A 24752-nucleotide genomic window follows, 5' to 3' on the forward strand; every position below is an offset into this window, starting at 1 on the left:
ATATTCTCCGCTGGGGGGATGAGAACCCCCGACCGGGGTTCGACAACTGGCAACGCCAGTTGGACAGACCGCGAGCCTGCGAGCGGGCTGCCCCGCAGGGGCGAGCGAAGCGAGTCAATCCCCCCCTCACCGCCATATTCGAGATGAGAGCCTGTACGCAAGTACGGGCTCTTTTCTTTTATATTCTCCGCTGGGGGGATGAGAACCCCCGACCGGGGTTCGACAACTGGCAACGCCAGTTGGACAGACCGCGAGCCTGCGAGCGGGCTGCCCCGACAAAAACGCCGGGAGCGTTTTTGAACAACGCCTGCGTTGGCCCCGCAGGGGCGAGGCCCATGGATGGGCCGAGTAACGGCGAGCGAAGCGAGTCAATCCCCCCTCACCGCCATATTTTAAGAAGAGCTCGTACGCATGTACGGGCTTTTTTTTCGCTTGTGGCACCGCAGACATCCCCGGGGTCGGCAGCAATGCCTCCCCCGGCTACCAGACCGTACCCGCCAGGTAGCCCGGCTAAGCGCAGCGCCGCCGGGAGGATGCCCAAAAACAACAAAGCCCGGGCTAGCCCGGGCCTTGCTCACAGTATGACGATTAATAATAGGCTTTCAGCGTCCGCTGGCAGAGAGCCGAGCGCACGCAGTCATCGGTGGTGAAACGCACGATGCCGATCATCTCGTCTTCCTCAAAACGCGCCAGCGCATCACTCAGGCCAGATCTCACACCAGAGGGCAAATCGCACTGGGTGATATCGCCATTGACGATGACCGTCACGTTCTCCCCGAGGCGGGTTAAAAACATCTTCATTTGCGCAGCGGTCACGTTCTGGGCCTCGTCCAGAATCACCACCGCATTTTCAAAGGTACGTCCGCGCATATAGGCGAACGGCGCGATTTCCACCTTGCCGATTTCCGGACGCAGGCAGTACTGCATAAAGGAAGCCCCCAACCTTTTCACCAGCACGTCGTAAACCGGTCGGAAATAGGGCGCGAACTTCTCGGCGATATCTCCCGGTAAGAAGCCAAGATCTTCATCGGCCTGCAGAACGGGACGGGTAACAATAATTCTGTCCACATCCTTATGGATCAGCGCTTCAGCTGCCTTCGCCGCACTGATCCAGGTCTTGCCGCATCCGGCTTCGCCGGTGGCGAAAATCAGCTGTTTATTGTCTATGGCATTCAGATAATGCGCCTGAGCTTCATTGCGCGCCTCAATTGGGGAAGTATCACGGCTGTCCCGCGCCATGCCAATTGCTTCTACGCCACTCATTTGCACAAGCGATGTGACCGATTCTTCTTCACGCTGTTTATGGCTACGTGAATCCCGTCTCAGCACACGTTTTGCTTCACGACGAGCTTTGATCACTGCTTTTTGTCTTCCCATGGATAGCACCTTGCGTTGTAGGTTTACATCACACGCGTCAACATCGACGCGACTATGCGCACGAACGATTGAGGTTTGGCTTCCTTGTAAGCCATTGCTTGCCGGTAGAACTGACAACGAGTCGCGGCTACGCGCACCGCGTACCCTGCCAAGGTGGTAATAATTCGAAGCGGAAGGAGAAAGGGTAAGAAAATCGCTGCCGGAAGCGGGGCTTCCGTGCTGAAGAGTACGGTCTGTGGTTTTACGTTGTCCGGTACGGGACCTTACCATTCGCGATCTCCATAGTGAAACGTCACACTGCCGGGAACTACCGCGTATGTAATAAGTACATCAAAAAAGATTCTTAATGCAACTTATTTTTCACAATGACGCAACAAATAGTTCTTAAGCAAGTGTAGGAGACTATCGGTCATTTGTATTACAGAAATATAACACATGGCAGGAAATATAATAAAAAAGAGAAAAACAGCAGAAAACGCCCTGCCCTCACGGACAGGGTCGGTATCAGGCCTGCAGCAGCGACTCTCCCAGATAGTGCTTATCATCCACTACGCCGGGTAAAACAAAGAAGTAGCCCCCGCCGATGGGTTTGACGTACTCCTCCAGTGCCTCGCCGTTAAGCCGTTTCTGCACCGTCAGAAAACCCTTTTCCAGATCGTGCTGATAGCAAACGAATAACAGCCCCATATCCAGTTGTCCGGCGTTAGTGACGCCCAGCGAATAGCTGTAGCCGCGGCGCATCATCAGGCTGGACTGGGTTTCCGGCGTGCGAGGATTGGCCAGACGAATATGGCTATCCAGCGCAATGACTTCGCCGCCAGGATCTTTACTGTAATCCGGGGTATCGTGTTCGTTTTTCATCCCCAGCGGCGCACCGCTGTGCTTGTCGCGGCCAAAGATCGTCTGCTGCTCCTTGAGCGGCGTCCGATCCCAGAACTCCACGTGAAACTGGATAATTCGCGCCGCCTGATAGCTGCCGCCCACGGTCCAGGCCGGCTCGTCCTGATCGGCTGTCACCCACACGACTTTATCCATCAGCGCGCTGTCGTGGCTCGGCGGGTTAGCGGTGCCGTCCTTGAATCCCAGCAGGTTGATCGGGGTCTCTTTGCCTTTACTGCGCGCCGCGCTGTCGGAGATAAACCCTTCCCGCTTCCAGCGCACGCTCAGCAGATCCGGCGTATGTTTGATGACATCGCGCAGGGCGTGGATCACCGTATCCTGAGTATTGGCGCAGATCTGCAGCAGCAGGTCGCCATGGCACAGGGCGGCATCCAGTGAATCGTTGGGGAAGCGGGTCATCGGCTGCAGTTTTTTCGGCGCTTTATCCGCCAGGCCAAAACGCTCATCAAACAGTGAATGGCCAACCGAGACGGTCATGGTCAGGTTATCCGGTGCAATCCACGCCCCTAAGATGCCGGAATCCATCGGCGGCAGCCGGGGATTCGGCGTATCCGGCGCCGGGCCGCCCTGGGTTAAAAAGGCGATACGCTGGGTCAGCAGCCGAAACAGACGCTCGAGGTCAGCTTTATCTGACGCCAGCACATCGAACGCCACCAGCATCATCGAAGCCTGCTGCGGCGTCAGGATGCCCGCCTGATGCGGGCCGTAGAAGGGCTGTTTTTCCTGACGGGCGTCGGGTGTGAGCGTCCCGGGGGAACTTTCTGCTTTTGCCGCATGCGCCACCGGGCAGCCGCCGGTGATGGCCAGCGCGCCGCCAAGCGCGCCGATCCCTTTCAGTAAGCGACGACGTGACGGCTCGTTCACGTCGTGTGGTTTCTGTTGTGCCATCGACTTAGTCCAGACCCAGGATCCCGCGCAGCTGAGCCAGATCTTCCGCCAGGGTGGTGATCGGCCCTTTCAGCGCATTACGGTCAGCGGTGGTCAGCTTATCGTAGGTCTCGAAACCGTCTTTGGTGCGATATTTGCTGAGGATGCTGTCCACTTTCTTAAAGTTGGCGTCCACTTTCGCCAGCAGCGCGCTGTTCTCTTTTTGCAGCTGCGGACGCAGCAGGTCGACGATTTTCTGTGCGCCGTCAATGTTGGCCTGGAAGTCCCACAGGTCGGTGTGGCTGTAACGATCTTCTTCGCCGCTGATCTTGCTGGCTGCGACTTCCTCAATTAATCCTGCCGCCCCGCCCACCACTTTTGACGGCGGGAACGCCAGCTCGCTGATGCGTTTTTGCAGCTCCAGCACATCGCTGTTCAGCTGATCGGCATATTTTCCCATGCCCTTGACGCTGTTATCGCCAAACAGCGCCTTTTCCAGACGGTGGAAACCGGTGAATTTCGGATCTTCCGCTTTTTTCTCGAAGTCGTCTTCGCGGGCGTCGATGCTGCCGTCAAGGTCAGAGAACAGCTCGGCAATCGGCTCAATGCGCTCGTAATGCTGGCGCGTCGGGGCGTACAGCGCTTTCGCTTTTTCGATATCGCCCGCTTTCACCGCGTCGGTAAAGGCTTTGGTGCCGCTGACCAGCTGCGCGGTTTCCGCCGTCACATAGGCCTTATAAGCGGTGATCGCGTCGCCGAGGCTCAACACCGCATCCGCTTTCGCCGCGTCTTGGGTTGCTTCGCCGGTGACAATCAGTTTCCCTTTCGGGTTGGTGAGCAGGCCGCAGGTCATATCATATTCGCCTGGCTGCAGGTTAGCGGTGAGCTTTTGGGTAAAGCCCGGCGCGATGTTCTCACGCTCTTCCACCACCATGACCCCTTTCAGAATTTCCCACTCCAGCGCTTTCTGGCTATGGTTCTGAATAATAAACTGGGTTTTACCCGCTTTAACGGTCACCTGCATCGGCTCGCACTGCTTGTCGTTGACGGTGACTTTGACCTGCGGGATATCCGCAGCCTGAGCACCCAATGCAGAGCTGAGCAGCGCGGCCACGGTCGCCCGCAGCGCATTACGGCGAAAATGAATCATCATGATCATCCCTTTCGGTAAGTAGAGTGTCGCTTATAAGCTCGCAGCGCCCGGTCAGGCAGCCCGCGAGGCAGTGGTATTATTCCGCGGCGGCAGGGCAAACAGCACCAGCGCCGGGATCAGATAAAGCAGATAGACCGCCACTTCGCTAACGCTCGGGGTCTCCTGGTAGCCGAAGATCCCTTCAAGCAGTGTGCCGAACAGCGTATGCGTCGACAGCACGTTGCTCAGATCGAAGGCCGTATCCTGGAACAGGTTCCACAGGCCAGCCTCGTGGAAGGCGCGGATCGCCCCCGCGGCCAGGCCAGCGGCCACCAGCAGAATAAACAGGCTGGTCCATTTGAAGAACACGCCGAGGTTAAGGCGGATACCGCCCCAGTAGAGCAGGAAGCCCAGCACGATTGCCGTGGCCAGGCCCAGCAGCGCCCCCAGCGGCGGCCAGATGCCGACATCCTGCTGGAATGCCGCCAGCAGAAAGAAGACCGACTCCAGCCCCTCACGGGCAACGGCGAAAAAGACCATCATCACCAGCGCCCAGCCATGGTGATTACCGCGCTGCAGCGCCTTGTCCACGGCCTGCTCCAGTTGCTGTTTAACGTTGCGCGAGACATTGCGCATCCAGAAGACCATCCACGTCAGGATCACTACCGCGATGACCGCGACGATCCCCTCGAACAACTCCTGTTCGCGCTGAGGAAATTCCCCGGTGGTTTCGTTGATAAAAATGCCTAAGCCAAGACACAGCGCCGCCGCGAGGATCACGCCAATCCACATCACGCCAATCCAGTTGCCGCGCTGGGTGCGTTTCAGATAGCTGGCGATCAGGCTGACAATCAGCGCCGCCTCAAGGCCTTCGCGTAACATAATGAGAAATGGGACAAACATGCCAATACCCTTAAATGTAAAGCACCGTCAACGAATGCAAAAACAGGTAATATTTATGATAGTGATTATCATTACAATACTCAGAAACACAAGCGAAATGTTTAGAGAATGATGACTATCTGTAAATAAATCGCTGGCAAATAATGACTTACGAAAATATTCGCCTGTTATGAGGGAAAAGAATAAGCAAAGGATTTTTTACGCCAGATATTTACCCGTGGCGGCGGCTATGGCTAAATGGCGGCCTTATTGACCTGCGAAAAGAACAACATGACTGCATTTTTTCATTTCCTGCTGGCGCTGGTGGTGATCCTCGCCCTGGCCTGGCTTGTCAGCTACGACAGACAAAATATTCGTATTCGTTACATTCTCCAGTTGATTATTATCGAAATAGCGCTCGCCTTCTTTTTCCTGCACGCAGAAAGCGGCCTGTGGCTGGTGAAAAATATCTCCGGCTTTTTTGCTTCACTGTTAGGCTTTGCCGCCGAAGGGACCAATTTCGTCTTTGGCGGCATGAGCGAAAAAGGGTTAGCCTTTATTTTCCTGGGCGTCCTGTGTCCGATTGTGTTTATTTCCGCGCTGATTGGTATTCTTCAGCACTGGCGGATCCTGCCGATTTTCATTCGTGTCATCGGTACCCTGCTGTCGAAGGTAAACGGCATGGGTAAGCTGGAATCTTTCAACGCCGTCAGTTCGCTGATCCTCGGCCAGTCGGAAAACTTCATCGCCTACAAAGGCGTGCTGGGCGACCTCTCCTCACGGCGTCTGTTCACCATGGCGGCGACGGCCATGTCGACCGTATCGCTGTCGATTGTCGGCGCCTATATGACCATGCTGGATGCCAAATATGTCGTCGCGGCTCTGATCCTGAATATGTTCAGCACCTTTATCGTGCTGTCGGTGATTAACCCGACGCGGCCGGACAGCGAGCAGGAAATAAAACTCGAGAAGCTGCACGAATCGCAGAGTTTCTTTGAAATGCTCGGGGAATATATTCTGGCCGGCTTTAAAGTGGCGATGATTATTCTGGCGATGCTGATCGGCTTTATCGCCCTGATCAGCGCCATTAACGCGCTGTTCGCTACCCTGTTTGGTCTCAGCTTCCAGCAGATCCTCGGCTACGTCTTCTATCCGCTGGCCTGGCTTATCGGTATCCCGCTGAGCGATGCGCTGAACGCCGGCAGCATCATGGCCACCAAACTGGTCGCTAACGAATTTGTGGCGATGATTGAGCTGCAAAAGATTGCCGCCAGCATGACGCCGCGCGGGCTCGGCATTCTCTCGGTCTTCCTGGTGTCGTTTGCCAACTTTGCCTCGATCGGCATTATCGCCGGGGCGATCAAAGGCCTGAATGAACCGCAGGGCAATATCGTCTCCCGCTTCGGCCTGCGGCTGGTGTATAGCGCCACGCTGGTGAGCCTGCTTTCCGCCAGCTTCGCCGGGCTGGTGCTGTAAGACAAACGGCGGGGCTGCCCCCGCCGTTTACTCAGAACTGCACGCAGACCGGCTGGTCGACACGCATCACCGACTCCTGCGCGAAGCGTGATTTATAGCCCTGGCGCAGGGCTTCAATACCGGCCTCGCTCTGCGCATCGTTGCCATGGATCACCATCAGCGCCTTACTCTGCTCCCGCACCACCTGACCATTCTGGCCAAGCCACTGGCCGCGGGCATCAAACACCGTCAGCCCATCGCGAAAGCGCGGCGTGACGTCGCGGTCGACAAACTGTTGCCACTCTTCAGCAGTGATGTCTTTCCCCGCCGGGCGGCTCAGGCCGAAATAAAGCGTGGTTTGCACCATGGACCGATCCGCCGGGCAGGCGCCGGGCTTCGGCGCGCGGGTCGACGAACTTCCACCCGCCACGCAGCCGCTGAGTAACCCTGCCAGCACCAGCGCTATTGCACCCTGTCTGAACGTCATCTTTGCTATCCTCATTGTTATTAGTCAGGAAATATCAGCGGATTTTCAAATAATTAGCAAGGGTTATAATATTCCGGCCCGGCACCAGGCAAAAAAAACCCGCCAGCGGCGGGCTCGTGAGCGTCAGATGACCTTACTCAGCCGTGGCGCGTACCGGCGGCGGCGTATGATAATGGGCATCCGCTTCGGCGAAGCGCTGCTGCATGCTGGCCGACGGCGCTTTATCCAGCAGGCTAAAGACCACAATCCCCAGGCTACCGAAGATAAAGCCCGGAATAATTTCATACAGGCCCAGCCAGCCAAACTGCTTCCAGACGATCACGGTCAGGGCGCCAATCACCATCCCGGCCAGCGCGCCGTTACGGGTCATGCGCGACCACATCACCGAGAACAGCACCACCGGACCAAAGGCGGCGCCGAAGCCAGCCCAGGCGTAGCTCACCAGTCCCAGCACGCGGTTTTCCGGATTGGCCGCCAGGGCAATCGCCACCAGGGCAACCACCAGCACCATCATACGGCCCACCCACACCAGCTCTTTCTGGCCGGCGTTTTTACGCAGGAAGGCTTTATACAAATCTTCGGTGATTGCGCTGGAGCAGACCAGCAACTGACAGCTCAGGGTGGACATCACCGCCGCCAGAATCGCCGACAACAGGATCCCGGCAATCCACGGGTTAAACAGGATTTGCGCCAGTTCGATAAACACGCGCTCGGCATTCTGGTTCACCGCGCCCGCCAGGCTCGGGTTGTTATTGAAGTAGGCGATACCAAAGAAGCCGACCGCCACCGCGCCCGCCAGGCACAGGATCATCCAGGTCATACTGATGCGACGAGCATGAACGATACTGTGGTGCGAATCCGCCGCCATAAAGCGCGCCAGAATATGCGGCTGACCGAAATAGCCCAGCCCCCAGCCCATCAGCGAAATAATTGCCACGAAGTTCAGCCCCTTGAGCATGTCGATATTTTCGATGCTCTTTTGCTTAATGACTTCCAGCGAATCCCCAAAGCCGCCGACGGAAATAATCACGATCACCGGGGTGAGGATCAGGGCAAAAATCATCAGGCTGGCCTGCACGGTGTCGGTCCAGCTGACGGCGAGGAAACCACCGACGAAGGTATAGATAATCGTCGCCGCCGCCCCGGCCCACAGTGCGGTTTCATAACTCATGCCGAAGGTGCTTTCAAACAGACGCGCCCCCGCCACAATTCCCGATGCACAATAGATGGTAAAGAACAGCAGAATAACCAGCGCTGAAATAATTCTCAGCACCCGGCTTTTATCTTCAAAACGGCCGGTAAAATAATCGGGCAGCGTCAGGGCGTTATTATTCACCTCGGTATGCACGCGCAGGCGCCCGGCTACCAGCTTCCAGTTAATCCACGCCCCCAGCGTTAAGCCAATGGCAATCCAGCTTTCGGAAATCCCGGAGAGAAAAATGGCGCCCGGCAGGCCCATCAGCAGCCAGCCGCTCATATCCGAGGCGCCGGCGGAAAGCGCGGTCACAAATGGCCCCAGACTCCGTCCCCCGAGAATATAATCATCAAAGTTTTTGGTCGAACGCCAGGCTATAAACCCTATTAAAACCATACCAAAAATATAAACAATAAATGTCACCAGCATCGGTGTGCTAATAGCCATGCAAAGTCTCCAGAATTTTTATCGACAGCATCCCGCTTCGTCGTTTTTTTCCACTACCGGAACGGGGTAATGGTGCGTTGTTTAATTGGGCGACCGTATCCTGACGGAAGCTTCGGTTTTTCACAAATGATTTAACACAGCATTTACACGAAAACCCGACAGCGCAAAACGTCATTTTTTTAGAGGTTGCACTCTCTCACGTTTTTAAAGGTTGCACCAAACAAAAGTGTTAACTCACGCATACAAATACCCTATGAGCACGGGGTTAAAATTCTGCTATTTTAGGCATTATTTTTAACAAATCCGCCATTTCACGGCTTGCGTCACAAGCCATAATTAACAAGGTTGCACAAAGTTGCAACATAGTGGATATTTCCATGCAACCGCATAAGCCTAACGATAAATGACAGGAGTTTTGAGCATGGGCACCACCACCATGGGTGTTAAGCTTGACGACGCAACTCGCGAGCGCATTAAGTCCGCCGCGAGCCGTATTGACCGCACGCCGCACTGGCTGATTAAACAGGCCATCTTCAATTATCTGGAAAAGCTGGAAAACGATGAGACGCTGCCTGAGCTGCCGGCGCTTCTGAACGGCGCCGCCAATGAAAGCGATGAAGCGGGTTCACCGGCGGAAGAGCCGTATCAACCGTTCCTCGAATTTGCCGAGCAGATCCTGCCGCAGTCGGTGAGCCGCGCAGCGATCACCGCCGCCTGGCGTCGCCCGGAAACCGACGCGGTACCGATGCTGCTGGAACAGGCCCGACTGCCGCAGTCGCTGGGCGAACAGGCGCACAAGCTGGCGTATCAGCTGGCGGAAAAACTGCGCAACCAGAAGACCGCCAGCGGCCGCGCCGGCATGGTGCAGAGTCTGCTGCAGGAGTTCTCCCTCTCCTCACAGGAAGGGGTGGCGCTGATGTGCCTGGCGGAAGCCCTGCTGCGTATTCCGGATAAAGCCACCCGCGATGCGCTGATCCGCGACAAAATCAGCAACGGCAACTGGCAGTCGCACATCGGCCGCAGCCCGTCGTTGTTCGTCAACGCCGCCACCTGGGGGCTGCTGTTTACCGGGAAACTGGTGTCGACCCATAACGAGACCAGCCTCTCCCGCTCCCTGAACCGCATCATCGGTAAGAGCGGCGAACCGCTGATCCGCAAGGGCGTGGATATGGCGATGCGCCTGATGGGCGAACAGTTCGTCACCGGGGAAACCATCGCCGAAGCGCTGGCCAACGCCCGCAAGCTGGAAGAAAAAGGGTTCCGCTACTCCTACGATATGCTCGGCGAAGCGGCGCTGACCGCCGCCGACGCTCAGGCCTATATGGTCTCTTATCAGCAGGCGATCCACGCCATCGGCAAAGCCTCCAACGGCCGCGGCATTTATGAAGGGCCGGGCATCTCCATTAAGCTCTCCGCGCTGCACCCGCGCTACAGCCGCGCGCAGTATGACCGGGTGATGGAAGAGCTTTACCCGCGTCTGAAATCGCTGACCCTGCTGGCGCGCCAGTACGATATCGGCATCAACATCGACGCCGAAGAGGCCGATCGCCTGGAGATCTCCCTCGATCTGCTGGAAAAACTCTGTTTCGAGCCAGAGCTGGCCGGCTGGAACGGCATCGGTTTTGTTATTCAGGCCTACCAGAAGCGCTGTCCGTTTGTTATTGATTACCTGATTGACCTCGCCACCCGCAGCCGCCGTCGCCTGATGATCCGTCTGGTGAAAGGCGCCTACTGGGATAGCGAAATCAAACGCGCGCAGATGGAAGGCCTCGAAGGCTATCCGGTCTACACTCGCAAGGTCTATACCGACGTCTCCTACCTTGCCTGCGCGAAAAAGCTGCTGGCGGTGCCGAACCTGATTTACCCGCAGTTCGCCACCCACAACGCCCATACCCTGGCGGCTATCTACCAGCTGGCGGGCCAGAACTACTACCCGGGCCAGTATGAGTTCCAGTGCCTGCACGGCATGGGCGAACCGCTGTACGAGCAGGTGGTGGGCAAAGTCGCCGACGGCAAACTGAACCGGCCGTGCCGGATCTACGCCCCGGTGGGCACCCACGAAACGCTGCTGGCGTATCTGGTGCGCCGTCTGCTGGAAAACGGCGCCAATACCTCTTTCGTCAACCGTATCGCGGACAATACCCTGCCGCTGGACGAGCTGGTGGCCGACCCGGTCAGCGCGGTAGAAAAACTGGCGCAGCAGGAAGGCCAGGCCGGCCTGCCGCATCCGAAAATCCCGCTGCCGCGCGATCTCTACGGCAGCGGCCGCAGCAACTCCGCCGGTCTCGATCTGGCGAACGAGCACCGTCTGGCCTCCCTCTCCTCTTCCCTGCTCAACAGCGCCCTGCATAAATGGCAGGCATTGCCGATGCTGGAGCAGCCGGTGGCCGAAGGCGAAATGCAGCCGGTGGTTAACCCGGCAGAGCCGAAAGATATCGTCGGCTACGTCCGCGAAGCCAGCGACGCCGAAGTGCAGCAGGCGCTGACCAGCGCTATCAACAATGCGCCGATCTGGTTCGCCACCCCGCCGCAGGAGCGCGCCGCCATTCTTGAGCGCGCCGCGGTGCTGATGGAAAGCCAGATGCCGACCCTGATGGGGATCCTGGTGCGCGAGGCGGGTAAAACCTTCAGCAACGCCATCGCCGAAGTACGCGAAGCCGTCGACTTCCTGCACTATTATGCCGGCCAGGTGCGCGACGATTTCGATAATGAAACCCACCGCCCGCTGGGCCCGGTGGTCTGTATCAGCCCGTGGAACTTCCCGCTGGCGATCTTCACCGGCCAGATTGCCGCCGCGCTGGCGGCCGGCAACAGCGTGCTGGCGAAACCAGCCGAGCAGACGCCGCTTATCGCCGCCCAGGGCGTGGCGATTCTGCTGGAGGCCGGCGTGCCGCCGGGCGTTATTCAACTGTTGCCGGGCCGCGGGGAGACCGTGGGCGCCGCGCTAACCTCCGATGAGCGCGTACGCGGCGTGATGTTCACCGGCTCCACCGAAGTGGCGACGCTGCTGCAGCGCAATATTGCCAGCCGCCTCGATCCCCAGGGTCGCCCGACGCCGCTGATCGCCGAAACCGGCGGGATGAACGCGATGATCGTCGACTCGTCGGCGCTGACCGAGCAGGTGGTGATCGACGTCCTGGCTTCCGCGTTCGACAGCGCCGGCCAGCGCTGCTCCGCCCTGCGCGTCCTCTGCCTGCAGGAAGAGGTCGCCGACCATACGTTGACCATGCTGCGCGGCGCCATGAGCGAGTGCCGGATGGGCAATCCGGGCCGGCTGACCACCGATATCGGCCCGGTTATCGATGCGGAAGCGAAAGAGAATATTGAACGCCATATTCAGGCGATGCGCGCCAAAGGACGCACCGTCTACCAGGCGGTGCGCGAGAATAGCGAAGACGCAAGCGAATGGCGCCACGGGACCTTTGTGCCGCCGACGCTTATCGAACTCGATAGCTTCGACGAGCTGAAAAAAGAGGTCTTCGGCCCGGTGCTGCACGTGGTGCGCTATAACCGTAACGAGCTGGACAAACTGGTGGAGCAGATTAACGCCTCTGGCTACGGCCTGACGCTCGGCGTGCATACCCGCATCGACGAGACCATCGCCCAGGTCACCGGCAGCGCGAAGGTGGGCAACCTGTACGTCAACCGCAATATGGTTGGCGCGGTGGTCGGCGTGCAGCCGTTCGGCGGCGAAGGGTTGTCCGGTACCGGTCCGAAAGCCGGCGGTCCGCTGTATCTGTACCGTCTGCTCTCCAGCCGTCCGCAGGACGCGGTTGGCGTGACCTTCGCCCGCCAGGATGCGGAGCGCCCGCTGGACGCCCAGCTGAAAACGCTGCTGGGAAAACCGCTGCAGGCGCTGCAGCAGTGGGCGGCGGGCCGTCCTGAGCTGCAGGCGCTGTGCCAGCAGTACAGCGAGCAGGCGCAAAGCGGCACCCAACGCCTGCTGCCGGGGCCAACCGGCGAGCGCAATACCCTGACGCTGATGCCGCGCGAGCGCGTGCTGTGCGTGGCGGATAATGAACAGGATACGCTGATCCAGCTGGCGGCCGTGTTAGCGGTCGGCTGTGAAGTACTGTGGCCGGACAGCGTCCTGCAGCGCGATCTGGCGAAGAAGCTGCCGCGGGAGGTCAGCGAGCGCATTCGCTTTGCCAAAGCGGAGCAGTTACCTGGCCAGGCCTTCGACGCGGTTATCTACCACGGCGATTCCGACCAGCTGCGCGAGCTGTGCGAGCAGGTGGCGGCGCGCGATGGGGCGATAGTCTCCGTGCAGGGCTTCGCCCGCGGCGAAACCAACCTGCTGCTGGAGCGGCTGTATATTGAGCGCTCGCTGAGCGTTAACACCGCGGCGGCAGGCGGTAACGCCAGCCTGATGACCATTGGCTAAAACAGGCGCCCCCGGTGGCGCTGCGCTTACCGGGGCTACCTGTCTCATGGCACGGAGGACGGCCTGTATTGTAGGTCGGGTAAGCGTAGCGCCACCCGACAACATAACAATACAACGAGGTAGCCCGGATAAGGCGCTATGCGCCGCCATCCGGGAAATCGGCGCTGTGATCAGCTAATGACAGCCGACGTCAGCTGTGTTTAATTAAGGCTCCCGGACGGGAGCCTTTTTTATGGGAGCAGAACAATGAAACGCACGTTATTTGCCGTGATGGCCCTGCTGGCCAGCGGCGCGGCGCTGGCGGACGAGTGCAGCAACGCCAATACCCAAACCGAAATGAATCAGTGCGCGGCCGCGCAGTATCAGGCGGCCGACAAAAAACTGAATGACACCTGGCAGCAGGCCCTGCAGCGGGCGGTGGGTAAACAACAAACATTACTGAAGCAGGCGCAGCAGGCATGGATCGCCCTGCGCGACGCCGATTGCGCCTTTCTCGCGTCCGGCGCCGAAGGCGGCAGCATGCAGCCGATGCTGGTAAGCCAGTGCATGACCGATAAGAGCGTGGAGCGGGAGTCTTTCCTCGCCTCGCTGCTGCAGTGCGAGGATGGCGATCAAAGCTGCCCGCTGCCGCCGGCCAATTAACGGACGCGAATGCCTTCGATAATCATCCGCTGGACATTATCGACCGTTTGTTCAAAAAAGGCCGCGTCCTGCAGCGTGGCGCCGGTGACCGCCTCCACCTGGGTGGCAAAATCTGCGTAATGCTGGGTGGTGGCCCAGATCATAAAGATTAAATGCTGCGGATCGACCGGCGCCAGCTTGCCGCGGTCGATCCAGCCGGAGACAATCGCCGATTTTTCATCGACCAGCGCTTTCAGGTCCCCGGTCAGTTCGCCCATCAGCAGCGGCGCCCCCTGCAGCATCTCGAGGCAGAAGAGCTTCGAGGCCTGGGGGTGATCGCGGGACACCTCCAGCTTCAGGCGAATATATTCGCGGATCGCCACCAGCGGGCTGATATCCTCACGAAACGCCTTCAGCGGCGCCAGCCAGATGGCGAGGATCTGCTGCAGGACAGCCACATACAGCGCCTCTTTCGAAGGGTAGTAATAGAGCAGATTGGTTTTCGATACCCCGGCGCGCTCAGCCACCTGCTCCAGTCGCGTACCGTGAATACCAAATTGCGAAAATGCCTCCAGCGCGGCGGCCAGGATGGCCTCCTTTTTGGCGCTGACCGCTTGTGAACGTTTGCCGCTTTTCTTCACCGCCCCCTGTGCCATACATCCTCTCCTTCAGTTGACGCCACCAGCATAGCAAAAGCCCCGCGCCGACACGACCCCGTGCACCCTGATTGCGCATGACTGCCGTTTTTTCGTGCACTGATTTTGACCATCCAGTCCACTTTTTTATCGTCCTTTTTAGCAACTCAAAAGTAACACATTAATAACATTAGCATTTATAAAACTGGCATCGCCTTTGCTTTACCTTTTCTGCGAGGTGGTCCAGGGAGAGGCAGGATGCCGCACCACCGCAACCCATCTTCCATGACTGCAGAGAGGTAGGTATGAAAATTGGTGTTTTCGTTCCCATTGGCAACAACGGCTGGCTGATCTCCACCCATGCCCCGCAGTATATGCCGACCTTCGAACTGAATAAGGCTATCGTGCAGAAGGCCGAGCACTACCATTTCGACTTCGCGCTCTCCATGATCAAGCTGCGCGGCTTCGGCGGGAAAACCGAATTCTGGGATCACAACCTGGAGTCCTTCACCCTGATGGCCGGCCTGGCCGCGGTGACCTCGAAGATCCAGATCTACGCCACCGCCGCCACCCTGACGCTGCCGCCGGCGATTGTCGCCCGAATGGCCTCCACTATCGACTCCATCTCCGGCGGCCGGTTTGGCGTCAATCTGGTGACCGGCTGGCAAAAACCGGAATATGACCAGATGGGCATGTGGCCGGGAGATGACTATTTCGCCAGCCGCTATGACTATCTCACCGAATACGTTCAGGTGCTCCGTGACCTGTGGGGCACCGGGCGCAGCGATTTCAAAGGTGATTACTTCACCATGAACGACTGCCGGGTCAGCCCGCGCCCTTCGCAGCCGATGAAGGTGATCTGCGCCGGGCAGAGCGATGCCGGTATGGCCTTCTCCGCCCAGCACGCGGACTACAACTTCTGCTTTGGCAAAGGAGTCAACACGCCAACGGCCTTTGCCCCAACCGCCGCACGCATGATGCAGGCGGCGGAAAAAACCGGCCGCGACGTGGGGTCCTATGTGCTGTTTATGGTGATCGCCGACGAAACCGACGAGGCGGCGCGCACCAAATGGGAACATTACAAAGCGGGCGCCGATGAAGAAGCGCTGGCGTGGCTCACCGAGCAGAGTCAGAAAGACACCCGCTCCGGCAGCGATACCAACGTGCGCCAGATGGCCGACCCCACCTCGGCGGTCAACATTAACATGGGCACCCTTGTCGGATCGTATGCCAGCGTCGCGCGGATGCTCGATGAAGTGGCGAGCGTGCCCGGCACCGACGGCGTGCTGCTGACCTTTGATGATTTTCTTGCCGGCATCGACGCCTTTGGCGAACGCATTCAGCCGCTGATGCGCTGCCGGGACCACATTGCTCCTGTTACCCGTGAGGTGGCCTGATGATTACCCTTCCCGCTCGCCCGGAATCCCTGACCTTCGCGCCGCAGCAGAGCGCGCTGATTGTGGTCGATATGCAGAATGCCTACGCCAGTCAGGGCGGTTATCTGGATCTCGCCGGCTTTGACGTCTCCGCCACCCGGCCGGTTATCGACAATATTAATACCGCCGTCGCCGCCGCCCGCGCCGCGGGCATGCTGATTATCTGGTTCCAGAATGGCTGGGATGACCAGTATATTGAAGCTGGCGGCCCGGGCTCGCCGAACTATCACAAGTCCAACGCGCTGAAAACGATGCGTCAGCGTCCGGAGCTGCAGGGCAAGCTGCTGGCGAAAGGCGGCTGGGATTATCAGCTGGTGGATGAGCTGACGCCGCAGGAAGGCGATATCGTGTTGCCGAAACCGCGTTACAGCGGCTTCTTTAACACCCCGCTCGACAGCATTTTACGCAGCCGCGGCATACGCCACCTGGTGTTCACCGGGATCGCCACCAACGTCTGCGTCGAATCGACGCTGCGCGATGGCTTCTTTCTCGAATACTTCGGCATCGTGCTGGAGGATGCCACCCATCAGGCCGGCCCGGCCTTCGCCCAGCAGGCGGCGCTGTTCAATATTGAAACCTTTTTCGGCTGGGTCAGCGACGTCGAGAGCTTCTGCCACGCGCTGTCCCCCACCACCCCGCTGTCTTTAGCCAAGGAGAAACGTTATGCCTAAACAGGTGATTATTCCGCCAGGCACCACCACGCCGATTGCCCCCTTTGTTCCGGGGACGCTCGCCGACGGGGTGGTCTACGTCTCGGGCACCCTGCCGTTTGATAAGCAAAACAATGTGGTGCACATCGGCGACCCAAAGGCGCAAACCCGCCACGTGCTGGAGACCATCAAGAGCGTTATCGAAACGGCGGGCGGGAGTATGGCGGATGTGACTTTCAACAGCATCTTTATCACCGACTGGACAAATTACGCCGCGATTAACGAGGTCTACGCCGAGTTCTTCCCCGGCGATAAACCGGCCCGCTTCTGCATTCAGTGCGGACTGGTGAAGCCTGATGCGCTGGTGGAAATCGCCAGCGTCGCCCATATCGGCGCCCCGACATGATGAGGCTCAATATTGCTCCAGCCCCATGGCCCGGCGCGCCGGTGGTGGTCCTCAGCGCCGGTTTAGGCGGCGGCGGCGGCTACTGGCTGGCGCAGCGCGCGGCGCTGGAGGCACAGTATCAGCTGGTGAGTTATGACCATAACGGGACCGGGGAAAACGCCGGCCCGCTGCCCGTCGACTACAGCATGGCGACGATGGCCCAGGAGCTGTTCAGCGCCCTGCAGGCGACGGGGATCACCCGCTTTGCGCTGGTGGGCCACGCCCTGGGGGCGCTGATTGGCCTGCAGCTGGCGCTCGATCGCCCCGAGGCGGTGAGCGCCCTGGTGCTGGTCAACGGCTGGCTGACGCTGTCGCCGCACACCCGCCGCTGCTTCCTGGTGCGCGAGCGTCTGCTGCATGCCGGCGGCGCGCAGGCGTGGGTTGAAGCGCAACCACTGTTTCTCTACCCGGCGGAATGGATGGCCGCGCGCCTGCCGCGCCTCGAAGCGGAAGATGCGCTTGCCATCAGCCATTTTCAGGGCAAAGAGAATCTGCTGAAGCGGCTGCAGGCCCTGAAGCAGGCTGATTTTTCACGCCGTGCTGCGGCCATCGCCTGCCCGACGCTGATTGTCAGCGCCGCTGACGACCTGCTGGTCCCGGCCTCCTGCTCCCGCGTGCTGCAGGCGGCGATCCCCGGCAGCCAGCGTGTGGAGATGCCGTGGGGCGGCCATGCCTGTAACGTCACCGACGCCGATACCTTTAATACCATTTTATGCGACGGGCTGGCCGCTATGCTGCCGGTCGCCAGGGAGATCCGATGAACGACGCGATAAACCACACGGCCTGCGAGACGCTGTTTACCCAGGCCCGTACCCACAACGGCTGGCTCGATAAACCGGTGAGCGACGCGCAACTGCAGGCCATCTGGGACCTGATGAAAATGGGGCCCACCTCCGCCAACTGTTCGCCAGCGCGCATCGTGTTCGTCCGCAGCGCGGAAGGCAAAGAGAAGCTCGGCCCAACGCTCTCCAGCGGCAATCTGCAGAAAACCATGCAGGCGCCGGTGACCGCCATCGTGGCATGGGATAGAGCCTTCTACGACCGGCTGCCGACCCTGTTTCCCCACGGTGACGCCCGCAGCTGGTTTACCTCCAGCCCGCAGCTGGCGGAAGAGACCGCGTTTCGCAACAGCTCGCTGCAGGCGGCGTACCTGATTTTCGCCTGCCGCGCGCTGGGCCTCGACACCGGGCCGATGTCCGGTTTTGACCGGGAAAAAGTCGACGCGGCGTTTTTTGCCGACAACGGCTGGAAAAGCAACCTGCTGGTGAACATCGGCTATGGCGACCCCGGCAAGCTGTATGGTCGCCTGCCGCGTCTGTCCTTTGATGAAGCCTGCCTGCTGGCATAAGGAGTTGGCGATGGAGTTAGCGGACAAAGCGAGTTTTCGTGACGCCATGGCCCACGTCGGCGCCGCGGTTAACATTATTACCACCGATGGCCCGGCGGGCCGGGCGGGGTTCACCGCCAGCGCGGTCTGCAGCGTTACCGACACGCCGCCGACCCTGCTGGTCTGCCTGAACCGCTCGGCCTCGGTGTGGCCGGTGTTCAGCGAACACCACACGCTGTGCGTCAATACCCTGGCGGCCGGACAGGAGGCCCTGTCGACGCTGTTTGGCGGTAAAACGGCAATGGACGAGCGCTTTGCCGCCGCCGACTGGCAGACCGGCGCCACCGGCTGTCCGCGGCTGGAGGCGGCGCTGGTCAGCTTCGACTGCCGCATCGACCAGCGCGTCAGCGTCGGGACGCACGACATTCTGTTTTGTCACGTCGTGGCCATTACCCGTCACCCGGAGCCCCGGGGACTGATGTGGTTTGACCGCGGTTATCACACGCTTATGCGACCCGCTTGTTAACCTTTAACCCGGGATATCATCATGGCACTCTTCGATTTTCCTCGCTGGAAGTTGACCTCCCCCGCCGCTGAGTCCGGCGTTGTCGCCCCCGATGAACGCTTGTCGGCCGGGCAAACGCTGGTGATGGGCGTGCAGCACGCCGTTGCGATGTTCGGTGCGACGGTGCTGATGCCGTTGTTGATGGGGCTCGACCCCAACCTGTCGATTCTGATGTCGGGCGTCGGCACTCTGCTGTTCTTTGTCGTCACCGGCGGACGGGTGCCGAGCTATCTCGGCTCCAGCGCCGCTTTTGTCGGGGTGGTGATCGCCATTACCGGCTTTAACGGCCAGGGGCTGAACCCTCATCTGAGCGTCGCCCTTGGCGGGATCATCGCCTGCGGGCTGGTTTACACCCTGATTGGTCTGGTGGTGATGAAGATCGGCACCCGCTGGATCGAGCGCCTGATGCCGCCGGTGGTGACCGGCGCGGTGGTGATGGCTATCGGCCTGAACCTGGCGCCGATTGCCGTGCGCAGCGTGTCCGCCAGCGCCTTCGACAGCTGGATGGCGGTGTTGACCGTGCTCTGCATCGGCATAGTCGCGGTATTTACCCGCGGGATGCTGCAGCGTCTGCTGATCCTGGTCGGCCTGATCGTTGCCTGCGCACTGTACGCCCTGCTGGCTAACGGCTTTGGCCTTGGCAAACCGCTGGACTTCTCCCCCCTCGCCCAGGCGGCGTGGTTCGGGCTGCCGCACTTTACCACCCCATCCTTTAACGGTCAGGCGATGATGTTGATTGCGCCCGTCGCGGTGATCCTGGTAGCCGAGAACCTCGGGCACCTGAAGGCCGTCGCCGGGATGACCGGGCGCAATATGGACCCGTACATGGGGCGCGCCTTCGTCGGCGACGGGCTGGCGACCATGCTCTCCGGCTCGGTGGGCGGCAGCGGGGTCACGACCTATGCGGAGAACATTGGCGTCATGGCGGTGACCAAGGTCTATTCGACGCTGGTCTTTGTCGCCGCGGCGCTGATCGCGATGCTGCTCGGCTTCTCGCCGAAGTTTGGCGCATTAATCCACACCATTCCCGGGCCGGTGATCGGCGGCGCCTCGATCGTGGTCTTTGGCCTGATCGCGGTCGCCGGGGCGCGGATCTGGGTACAAAACCGCGTCGACCTCAGCCAGAACAGCAATTTGATCATGGTGTCGGTGACCCTGGTGCTGGGCGCCGGCGATTTCGCGCTGTCGCTGGGCGGCTTTACGCTGGGCGGAATTGGTACGGCCACCTTCGGGGCGATCCTGCTGCACGCGCTGCTTCATCGCGGGACGCGCGAGGCGAAGGAGGCCAGGGTAACGCCGGTGTAAGCCACATTAGCGCGGTGTTGGCACGTGGGCCTGGGTGGTGTGAGCCTGTAGGTCGGATAAGGCATTTATGCCGCCATCCGGCACCGCCGCAGGTACGGAGCCTGACCGACCGGCGGCGCTGCGCTGACGCGGGCCGACTGACCGTCAGGGCTGGATAATTTGATACGGTTATCGGTTTGCAACGGTTTCGCCCCGGCAAAACGGTTGTTCTGTGTTATTTCCGGGCAGATGGCGCTCCCGATAGGTCTTCTGCGTTATGCCTCTCCTGGCGCAGGGAGCGCACAGGGGGCGGCCAGTCGCCGCCGCCCCCTGTACCCCCGGGCTCCGGCCAGCAACATCGCCACTGCGTGGTACCTTCGACTTATCCCTGCAGGCTTCGGGTCGGGCCGAGGCAGCGTCCCTGCAAAACACGGCCCTCAGCCCGCATCCATGCGGGCTGCCCCGGCCTTCCGGGAACGTCTCAGCGATTTTGAGGCCGCCAACAACGGCAGTTTCAGCAGCCCCTACGCCAGCGGTGAGTTGGGGTTGTAGGCCGGGTAAGGCGCAGCCGCCACCCGGCATAAAAGCGACGCCGTGCCTGATGCCATCGCCCGGCGGCGCTGCGCTGGCCCGGGCCTGGAGACAATCAGAGCCGGACGAGTAGGCCAGCCAGGATAAGCGCCGCTGTAGGATCAGAAGCGTAAAATTATGGCTCGCGGCGATCGGCCAGGTCCGTGAGCGGCTGCGCATCGTCGTTTGTGGAAACCTGCGGCGGCGACTTGCGCTTCCACTTCAGCTCGCTCACCAGCACCCCTGCGAGGATCAAGACGCAGCCGAGCAGAGCCAGCAGCGGCAAACGCTCACCGGCCAGCCGGCCAAAAATACCGGCCCATACCGGTTCACCAGTATAGATAAGGGTGGCCCGCGTCGGCGAGACGCTGCGCTGCGCCCAGTTCATGGTCACCTGAATGATCGCGCTGAAAATCCCCAGCCCCAGCGCGACGCCGAGCAGGGCCGGCGTCAACGGCGGAACCGCCTCACCCGCCGGCTTCATGGCGGCGAAAGCCACCAGCGACGCGGTCGCCAGCTGCACGACCGTCACCCGGCGGACATCGACTTTCCCGGCCCAGGCGCTGATAAGGATAATCTCCGCCGCGATCGCCAGCGCGCTCGCCAGAGTAATCATCTCCCCCACGCCAAGCGCCAGCAGATTATTTTCCGGCCCGGCCAGCAGGATCAAACCGATAAACGCCAGCACAATCCCCACGCAGGACATCACCCCCGGCATACGGCCCAGGCACAGCCACTGCAGCAGCGGTACCAGCGGCACATACATCGCCGTGATAAAGGCAGATTTACTGCTGGAGATCGACTGCAGTCCCCAGGTCTGCAGGCCATACCCCAGCGCAATCGCCACGCCAATCGCCACCCCCGCCTTCACCTCCAGCCACGTCAGCCCCCGCAGGGTGCGCAGCGAGAGCAGGCCCACCGCCAGCGCGGCGGTCGCGAAACGCAGACCGACAAAAAACAGCGGCCCGCTGAGGCTCACCGCATACTGCACGGCAAGGAACGTCCCTCCCCAGAACATGGTGATCATGATGAGAAGAGCTTCCTGGCGGGTAATGGAGAATTTTAACGAAGACATAAGGCAGCCATGACGATTAACGGGCGACCAGTGTGCAATCCGCCCGGCGGGAGCGCAACCACCGACAGATAAAAAAACCGCCGGCAGATGCCGGCGGCGAGGGCGATGCGGTTGGGTCGGGGAGATTAACACCGCATCAAAGAGAACAGTGCGAGTCGCGCGTTAACTTTCACGACTACCATGACTGTTTTTACCCCCTTTTTTGCCAGCCTCTGAGGCGCGCTGAGGATCATTTTTAAAATTCCCCCCGCTATGCTGGCCACCTTTACGTCCTGCTTCTGATGCTCTTTCACGGTCTTCAGCAAAGTTGCCAGAACCGCCACGATGGTTTGCCATTACTGACCTCCATTAGGTTAGACATCATAGTGCATTACGCGGGAGCGGCGACGCCGCTGTCTTACCGCGTATCTATAAGGTTAGTGAATGACTGCCGCTGACGGCGGCAAATGAAATATCCAGAAACAAACCCGGGCGAAAAAAGCCCCCTCGCGGCGCGTACGGGTTCTAACCTGCTCTGCTGGCGGAGAAAAAATAGTCGGCAAAAATGTATCCTGATGCTACACCCTTGCCACACCAGCCAAAATGGCAGGCGCAACGCTTCCTCCTTCTCTCCCTTTCAGGCCGCGCGGTGCAAGGAAAAGTAAATAACGCTTTGTCATTTTGTTATAAATCAAATAAATGCCCGTTGGATTTGCACTCTCCGGCGGAGGCTTTATCTTTAAAGGTAACCAGCCATTTGGCTGGCTTATAACGCAACCGAGGAGTGATGGAAATGGCTAAAATTCTGGTGCTTTATTATTCCATGTATGGACACATTGAAACCATGGCTCACGCCGTCGCCGATGGGGCAAACCGGGTGGATGGCGTTGAGGTGGTTGTGAAGCGCGTGCCGGAAACCATGCAGGCTGAAGCATTTGCCAAAGCAGGCGGGAAAACGCAAAACGCGCCCGTCGCCACGCCGCAGGAACTGGCAGAGTATGACGCCATCATCTTTGGTACCCCAACTCGTTTCGGCAACATGTCCGGTCAGATGCGCACCTTCCTCGATCAAACCGGCGGTCTGTGGGCGTCCGGCGCCCTGTACGGCAAGATCGCCAGCGTATTCAGCTCAACCGGCACCGGCGGCGGACAGGAACAAACCATTACCTCGACCTGGACGACGCTGGCCCACCACGGCATGATCATCGTCCCGATCGGCTACGGCGCCCAGGAGCTGTTTGATATTTCCCAGGTCCGCGGCGGTACCCCTTATGGCGCGACCACCATCGCCGGCGGAGACGGCTCGCGTCAGCCGAGCGAGGAAGAGTTAGCCATCGCCCGCTATCAGGGCGAACATGTCGCCAAACTGGCCGTTAAAGTCCACGGCTAATCTTCTGCAGGAGGAGTAACATGCCAACTCAAGAAGCAAAAGCACATCGCGTCGGCGAATGGGCAAGTTTACGTAACACCTCGCCGGAGATCGCCGAGGCGATTTTCGAAGTCGCCCACTACGATGAAAAACTGGCGGAGCAAATCTGGGAGGAAGGCAGCGACGAAGTGCTGGCGCTGGCCTTTGCCAAAACCGATAAAGATGCGCTGTTCTGGGGTGAACAGACGATTGAGCGTAAAAACGTCTAGGACGTTTATTTCCGCCAGGTCTCGCCCTAACCTGCTAAAAAACCCGGATTGCTCCGGGTTTTTTACATTATTTCGCCGCCTCGTTGATCACCTTTTTAAAGGTCTCCAGCGGACAGAATCCCTGATCGTCAACCGGGCAGCCGTTAAGCGCCAGGGTGACCCGCTGCGGCGGGGCCTGCAGGGTTAACGCGTCGGCGTTACGCAGCTGTTCAGTACTTTGATAGACATACTCAATCTTCATCAGATAGCGATTACCGGCGCTGTCATGCCAGCGCTGAAACAGCAGTTTGCCGCCAATGGGCGTGCGCTCGTACTGGCCAGGTAGTTGATAAGGCTTAAAGTCCAGGGCCGTCAGCAGCGAGGCGATGTTCGAGTCGTGCCCCACCAGCAGCGTGACTTTCGCCTTGTTGGCCTCCTCGCCCACCAGCGCGTTATCGATATATTTAACCAACGGTTTGGCGACGTTTTGTGCCACCGCTACCGAGGTAAACAGACTATCCTGGTAGCCGTTCTTCAGCTTCGACAGCACCTGCCATTGCTTATCGCTGGTGATTTCCCCCCACGCCACCTGGTCTTTCGGGAAACCTTCATAATATTGCAGGGTGAAGGCGTCCACCAGCGAGTTGCCCACCTTCAGCGGACCGGAAACCCCCGGCTCCTGTTGATAACCGGCGCTAAAGGTATCTTTACCCTCGCTCAGCGAGCAGACCTGCTTCTCTTTGCAGGAGGGCGAGTTGCGGTAATCGATCATCGTCTCCAGCAGCTTATAGCTCTCGGTCAGTTGCATCCCCTGACGCTCTTTTTCCATCGCCTGCAGCGCTTTCTCGCGAAACGCGGGGGAGTCGTCGGTAATAACCGGGTTGAAGGTCGGGTCCATGGTGCCCATCTGCGGCTGATGGTGCACCGTGATACCGCAGCCCGGGAACGCGCCGGTGATAAAGAACTGCGCGGTGGCGACGGTGCGCTGCAGGCTGTTGGCATAGGCGTAAACCGCGTTTTCCGGCGGGCACTCACCGCCGGTCACCAGCTTCTGCTGCGCCAGCCATTCGCGCATATAGTGGCCCATATACACCTCCAGCACGCCGCCTTTGGTGGTCAGCTGGCCGCCCGGCACATCCCACTGCGGCCAGGCCTTGGCGGTGGACTGCTCGAGCACGCTGCCGTTATTGGCCAGCGGCGCACGCAGGTTGTGACGGCTCATGATCAGCACCTGCTGCAGCTGATACCCCTCCGGGGCGGCCGAGTCCTGCGCCTGAGCGCCAGCGGATAACATCACCGCGCCGGCAACGGCGGCGGCAAGTAGACGTTTTTTCATCCCTTCATCCTTAGTCGTTTATTATCATCGCGTTAATTGTGACGGATTTATGACATTTTTCCTGGTAATCGCTCGCAAACTTAGAC

23 protein-coding genes are annotated in these 24752 nt (G+C 59.6%); 13 read left to right on the forward strand and 10 right to left on the reverse strand.

All coding sequences use genetic code 11. The features are described 5' to 3' along the window. Window positions 1-588: 588 nt before the first annotated feature. The 4 genes from phoH to efeU all read right to left on the reverse strand — a co-directional run bounded on the left by phoH (window position 589) and on the right by efeU (window position 5179). Window positions 589-1377 (reverse strand): phosphate starvation-inducible protein PhoH, encoded by a 789-nt coding sequence (gene phoH, locus FHW76_RS04900; protein ID WP_002898923.1) that lies wholly within the window; start codon window positions 1375-1377, stop codon window positions 589-591. A 504-nt stretch (window positions 1378-1881) separates the two neighbouring features. Beyond that, on the reverse strand, window positions 1882-3165 hold the full coding sequence (gene efeB / locus FHW76_RS04905; protein WP_040975248.1) for an iron uptake transporter deferrochelatase/peroxidase subunit: 1284 nt from the start codon (window positions 3163-3165) through the stop codon (window positions 1882-1884). A 4-nt stretch (window positions 3166-3169) separates the two neighbouring features. Next, window positions 3170-4297, reverse strand: coding sequence for an iron uptake system protein EfeO (efeO, locus tag FHW76_RS04910; RefSeq protein WP_183476324.1), 1128 nt, complete (start codon window positions 4295-4297; stop codon window positions 3170-3172). A gap of 51 nt (window positions 4298-4348) precedes the next feature. Further along, window positions 4349-5179, reverse strand: a complete 831-nt coding sequence (gene efeU / locus FHW76_RS04915; protein ID WP_008805948.1) for an iron uptake transporter permease EfeU — start codon at window positions 5177-5179, stop codon at window positions 4349-4351. Window positions 5180-5449: 270 nt separating this feature from the next. Here efeU and FHW76_RS04920 point away from each other — a divergent pair, with 270 nt between their 5' ends. Continuing rightward, complete coding sequence (locus FHW76_RS04920; protein WP_012968585.1) at window positions 5450-6634, forward strand: NupC/NupG family nucleoside CNT transporter; 1185 nt, start codon at window positions 5450-5452, stop codon at window positions 6632-6634. Between the two features lie 31 nt (window positions 6635-6665). On the opposite strand, the gene FHW76_RS04925 is transcribed toward FHW76_RS04920, so the two are convergent. Both FHW76_RS04925 and putP read right to left on the reverse strand, forming a co-directional pair. Continuing rightward, window positions 6666-7100: a DUF3574 domain-containing protein gene (locus tag FHW76_RS04925; RefSeq protein WP_032729931.1), complete on the reverse strand. Its 435-nt coding sequence runs from the start codon at window positions 7098-7100 to the stop codon at window positions 6666-6668. A 133-nt stretch (window positions 7101-7233) separates the two neighbouring features. After that, entirely contained in the window at window positions 7234-8742 is a 1509-nt protein-coding gene (putP, locus tag FHW76_RS04930; protein ID WP_008805945.1) for a sodium/proline symporter PutP, read from the reverse strand. Window positions 8743-9163: 421 nt separating this feature from the next. Between putP and putA the strand changes: the two genes are divergently transcribed. Both putA and FHW76_RS04940 read left to right on the forward strand, forming a co-directional pair. Beyond that, on the forward strand, window positions 9164-13126 hold the full coding sequence (gene putA, locus FHW76_RS04935; protein ID WP_183476326.1) for a trifunctional transcriptional regulator/proline dehydrogenase/L-glutamate gamma-semialdehyde dehydrogenase: 3963 nt from the start codon (window positions 9164-9166) through the stop codon (window positions 13124-13126). 246 nt (window positions 13127-13372) lie between these two features. After that, window positions 13373-13768 (forward strand): lysozyme inhibitor LprI family protein, encoded by a 396-nt coding sequence (locus FHW76_RS04940; protein WP_008805943.1) that lies wholly within the window; start codon window positions 13373-13375, stop codon window positions 13766-13768. Here the strand turns inward: FHW76_RS04940 and rutR are convergent. Next, window positions 13765-14403: an HTH-type transcriptional regulator RutR gene (gene rutR / locus FHW76_RS04945; RefSeq protein WP_002898883.1), complete on the reverse strand. Its 639-nt coding sequence runs from the start codon at window positions 14401-14403 to the stop codon at window positions 13765-13767. The two genes, FHW76_RS04940 and rutR, sit on opposite strands and share 4 nt — an antisense overlap. A gap of 284 nt (window positions 14404-14687) precedes the next feature. Between rutR and rutA the strand changes: the two genes are divergently transcribed. The 7 genes from rutA to rutG are packed head-to-tail and all read left to right on the forward strand — an operon-like array spanning window position 14688 to window position 20110. Next, a complete protein-coding gene (gene rutA, locus FHW76_RS04950; RefSeq protein WP_183476328.1) occupies window positions 14688-15779 on the forward strand; it encodes a pyrimidine utilization protein A in 1092 nt (363 codons plus the stop codon). Then, window positions 15779-16489: a pyrimidine utilization protein B gene (rutB, locus tag FHW76_RS04955; protein ID WP_183476331.1), complete on the forward strand. Its 711-nt coding sequence runs from the start codon at window positions 15779-15781 to the stop codon at window positions 16487-16489. Before rutA ends, rutB begins: the two co-directional genes overlap by 1 nt. Next, window positions 16482-16874 (forward strand): pyrimidine utilization protein C, encoded by a 393-nt coding sequence (gene rutC, locus FHW76_RS04960; RefSeq protein ID WP_012542267.1) that lies wholly within the window; start codon window positions 16482-16484, stop codon window positions 16872-16874. The genes rutB and rutC overlap by 8 nt, the downstream gene beginning before the upstream one ends. Next, window positions 16871-17674 carry a pyrimidine utilization protein D gene (gene rutD, locus FHW76_RS04965; RefSeq protein WP_032729923.1) on the forward strand — a complete coding sequence of 268 codons (804 nt, stop codon included), beginning with the start codon at window positions 16871-16873 and terminating at the stop codon, window positions 17672-17674. Before rutC ends, rutD begins: the two co-directional genes overlap by 4 nt. Further along, the gene (locus FHW76_RS04970) at window positions 17671-18261 is read left to right on the forward strand and encodes a malonic semialdehyde reductase (RefSeq protein ID WP_012542269.1); all 591 of its coding nucleotides are present in this window, start codon (window positions 17671-17673) and stop codon (window positions 18259-18261) included. The genes rutD and FHW76_RS04970 overlap by 4 nt, the downstream gene beginning before the upstream one ends. A gap of 10 nt (window positions 18262-18271) precedes the next feature. Next, entirely contained in the window at window positions 18272-18766 is a 495-nt protein-coding gene (gene rutF, locus FHW76_RS04975) for an NADH-dependent FMN reductase RutF (RefSeq protein WP_012968592.1), read from the forward strand. Window positions 18767-18787: 21 nt separating this feature from the next. Further along, window positions 18788-20110: a pyrimidine utilization transport protein G gene (gene rutG / locus FHW76_RS04980; RefSeq protein ID WP_008805937.1), complete on the forward strand. Its 1323-nt coding sequence runs from the start codon at window positions 18788-18790 to the stop codon at window positions 20108-20110. Window positions 20111-20795: 685 nt separating this feature from the next. Here the strand turns inward: rutG and FHW76_RS04985 are convergent. Together FHW76_RS04985 and FHW76_RS04990 are read right to left on the reverse strand one after the other, a co-directional pair. After that, window positions 20796-21734: a DMT family transporter gene (locus FHW76_RS04985; protein ID WP_008805936.1), complete on the reverse strand. Its 939-nt coding sequence runs from the start codon at window positions 21732-21734 to the stop codon at window positions 20796-20798. A 162-nt stretch (window positions 21735-21896) separates the two neighbouring features. After that, window positions 21897-22070 (reverse strand): general stress protein, encoded by a 174-nt coding sequence (locus FHW76_RS04990; RefSeq protein WP_002898708.1) that lies wholly within the window; start codon window positions 22068-22070, stop codon window positions 21897-21899. Between the two features lie 117 nt (window positions 22071-22187). On the opposite strand from FHW76_RS04990, the gene FHW76_RS04995 reads away from it, so the two are divergent. The 3 genes from FHW76_RS04995 (at window position 22188) to FHW76_RS05005 (ending at window position 23351) form a co-directional block, all read left to right on the forward strand. Further along, window positions 22188-22289, forward strand: a complete 102-nt coding sequence (locus FHW76_RS04995; RefSeq protein WP_224224868.1) for a hypothetical protein — start codon at window positions 22188-22190, stop codon at window positions 22287-22289. A 217-nt stretch (window positions 22290-22506) separates the two neighbouring features. Continuing rightward, window positions 22507-23103 carry an NAD(P)H:quinone oxidoreductase gene (wrbA, locus tag FHW76_RS05000; RefSeq protein WP_008805935.1) on the forward strand — a complete coding sequence of 199 codons (597 nt, stop codon included), beginning with the start codon at window positions 22507-22509 and terminating at the stop codon, window positions 23101-23103. A 20-nt stretch (window positions 23104-23123) separates the two neighbouring features. Next, window positions 23124-23351 carry a YccJ family protein gene (locus FHW76_RS05005; protein ID WP_008805934.1) on the forward strand — a complete coding sequence of 76 codons (228 nt, stop codon included), beginning with the start codon at window positions 23124-23126 and terminating at the stop codon, window positions 23349-23351. A gap of 67 nt (window positions 23352-23418) precedes the next feature. Here the strand turns inward: FHW76_RS05005 and agp are convergent, their stop codons facing one another. Next, window positions 23419-24666 (reverse strand): bifunctional glucose-1-phosphatase/inositol phosphatase, encoded by a 1248-nt coding sequence (gene agp, locus FHW76_RS05010; protein ID WP_183476334.1) that lies wholly within the window; start codon window positions 24664-24666, stop codon window positions 23419-23421. Window positions 24667-24752: the final 86 nt, after the last annotated feature.

The sequence above is a fragment of the Klebsiella sp. RC2 genome, assembly GCF_014192815.1.
Lineage (GTDB): Bacteria > Pseudomonadota > Gammaproteobacteria > Enterobacterales > Enterobacteriaceae > Klebsiella > Klebsiella variicola.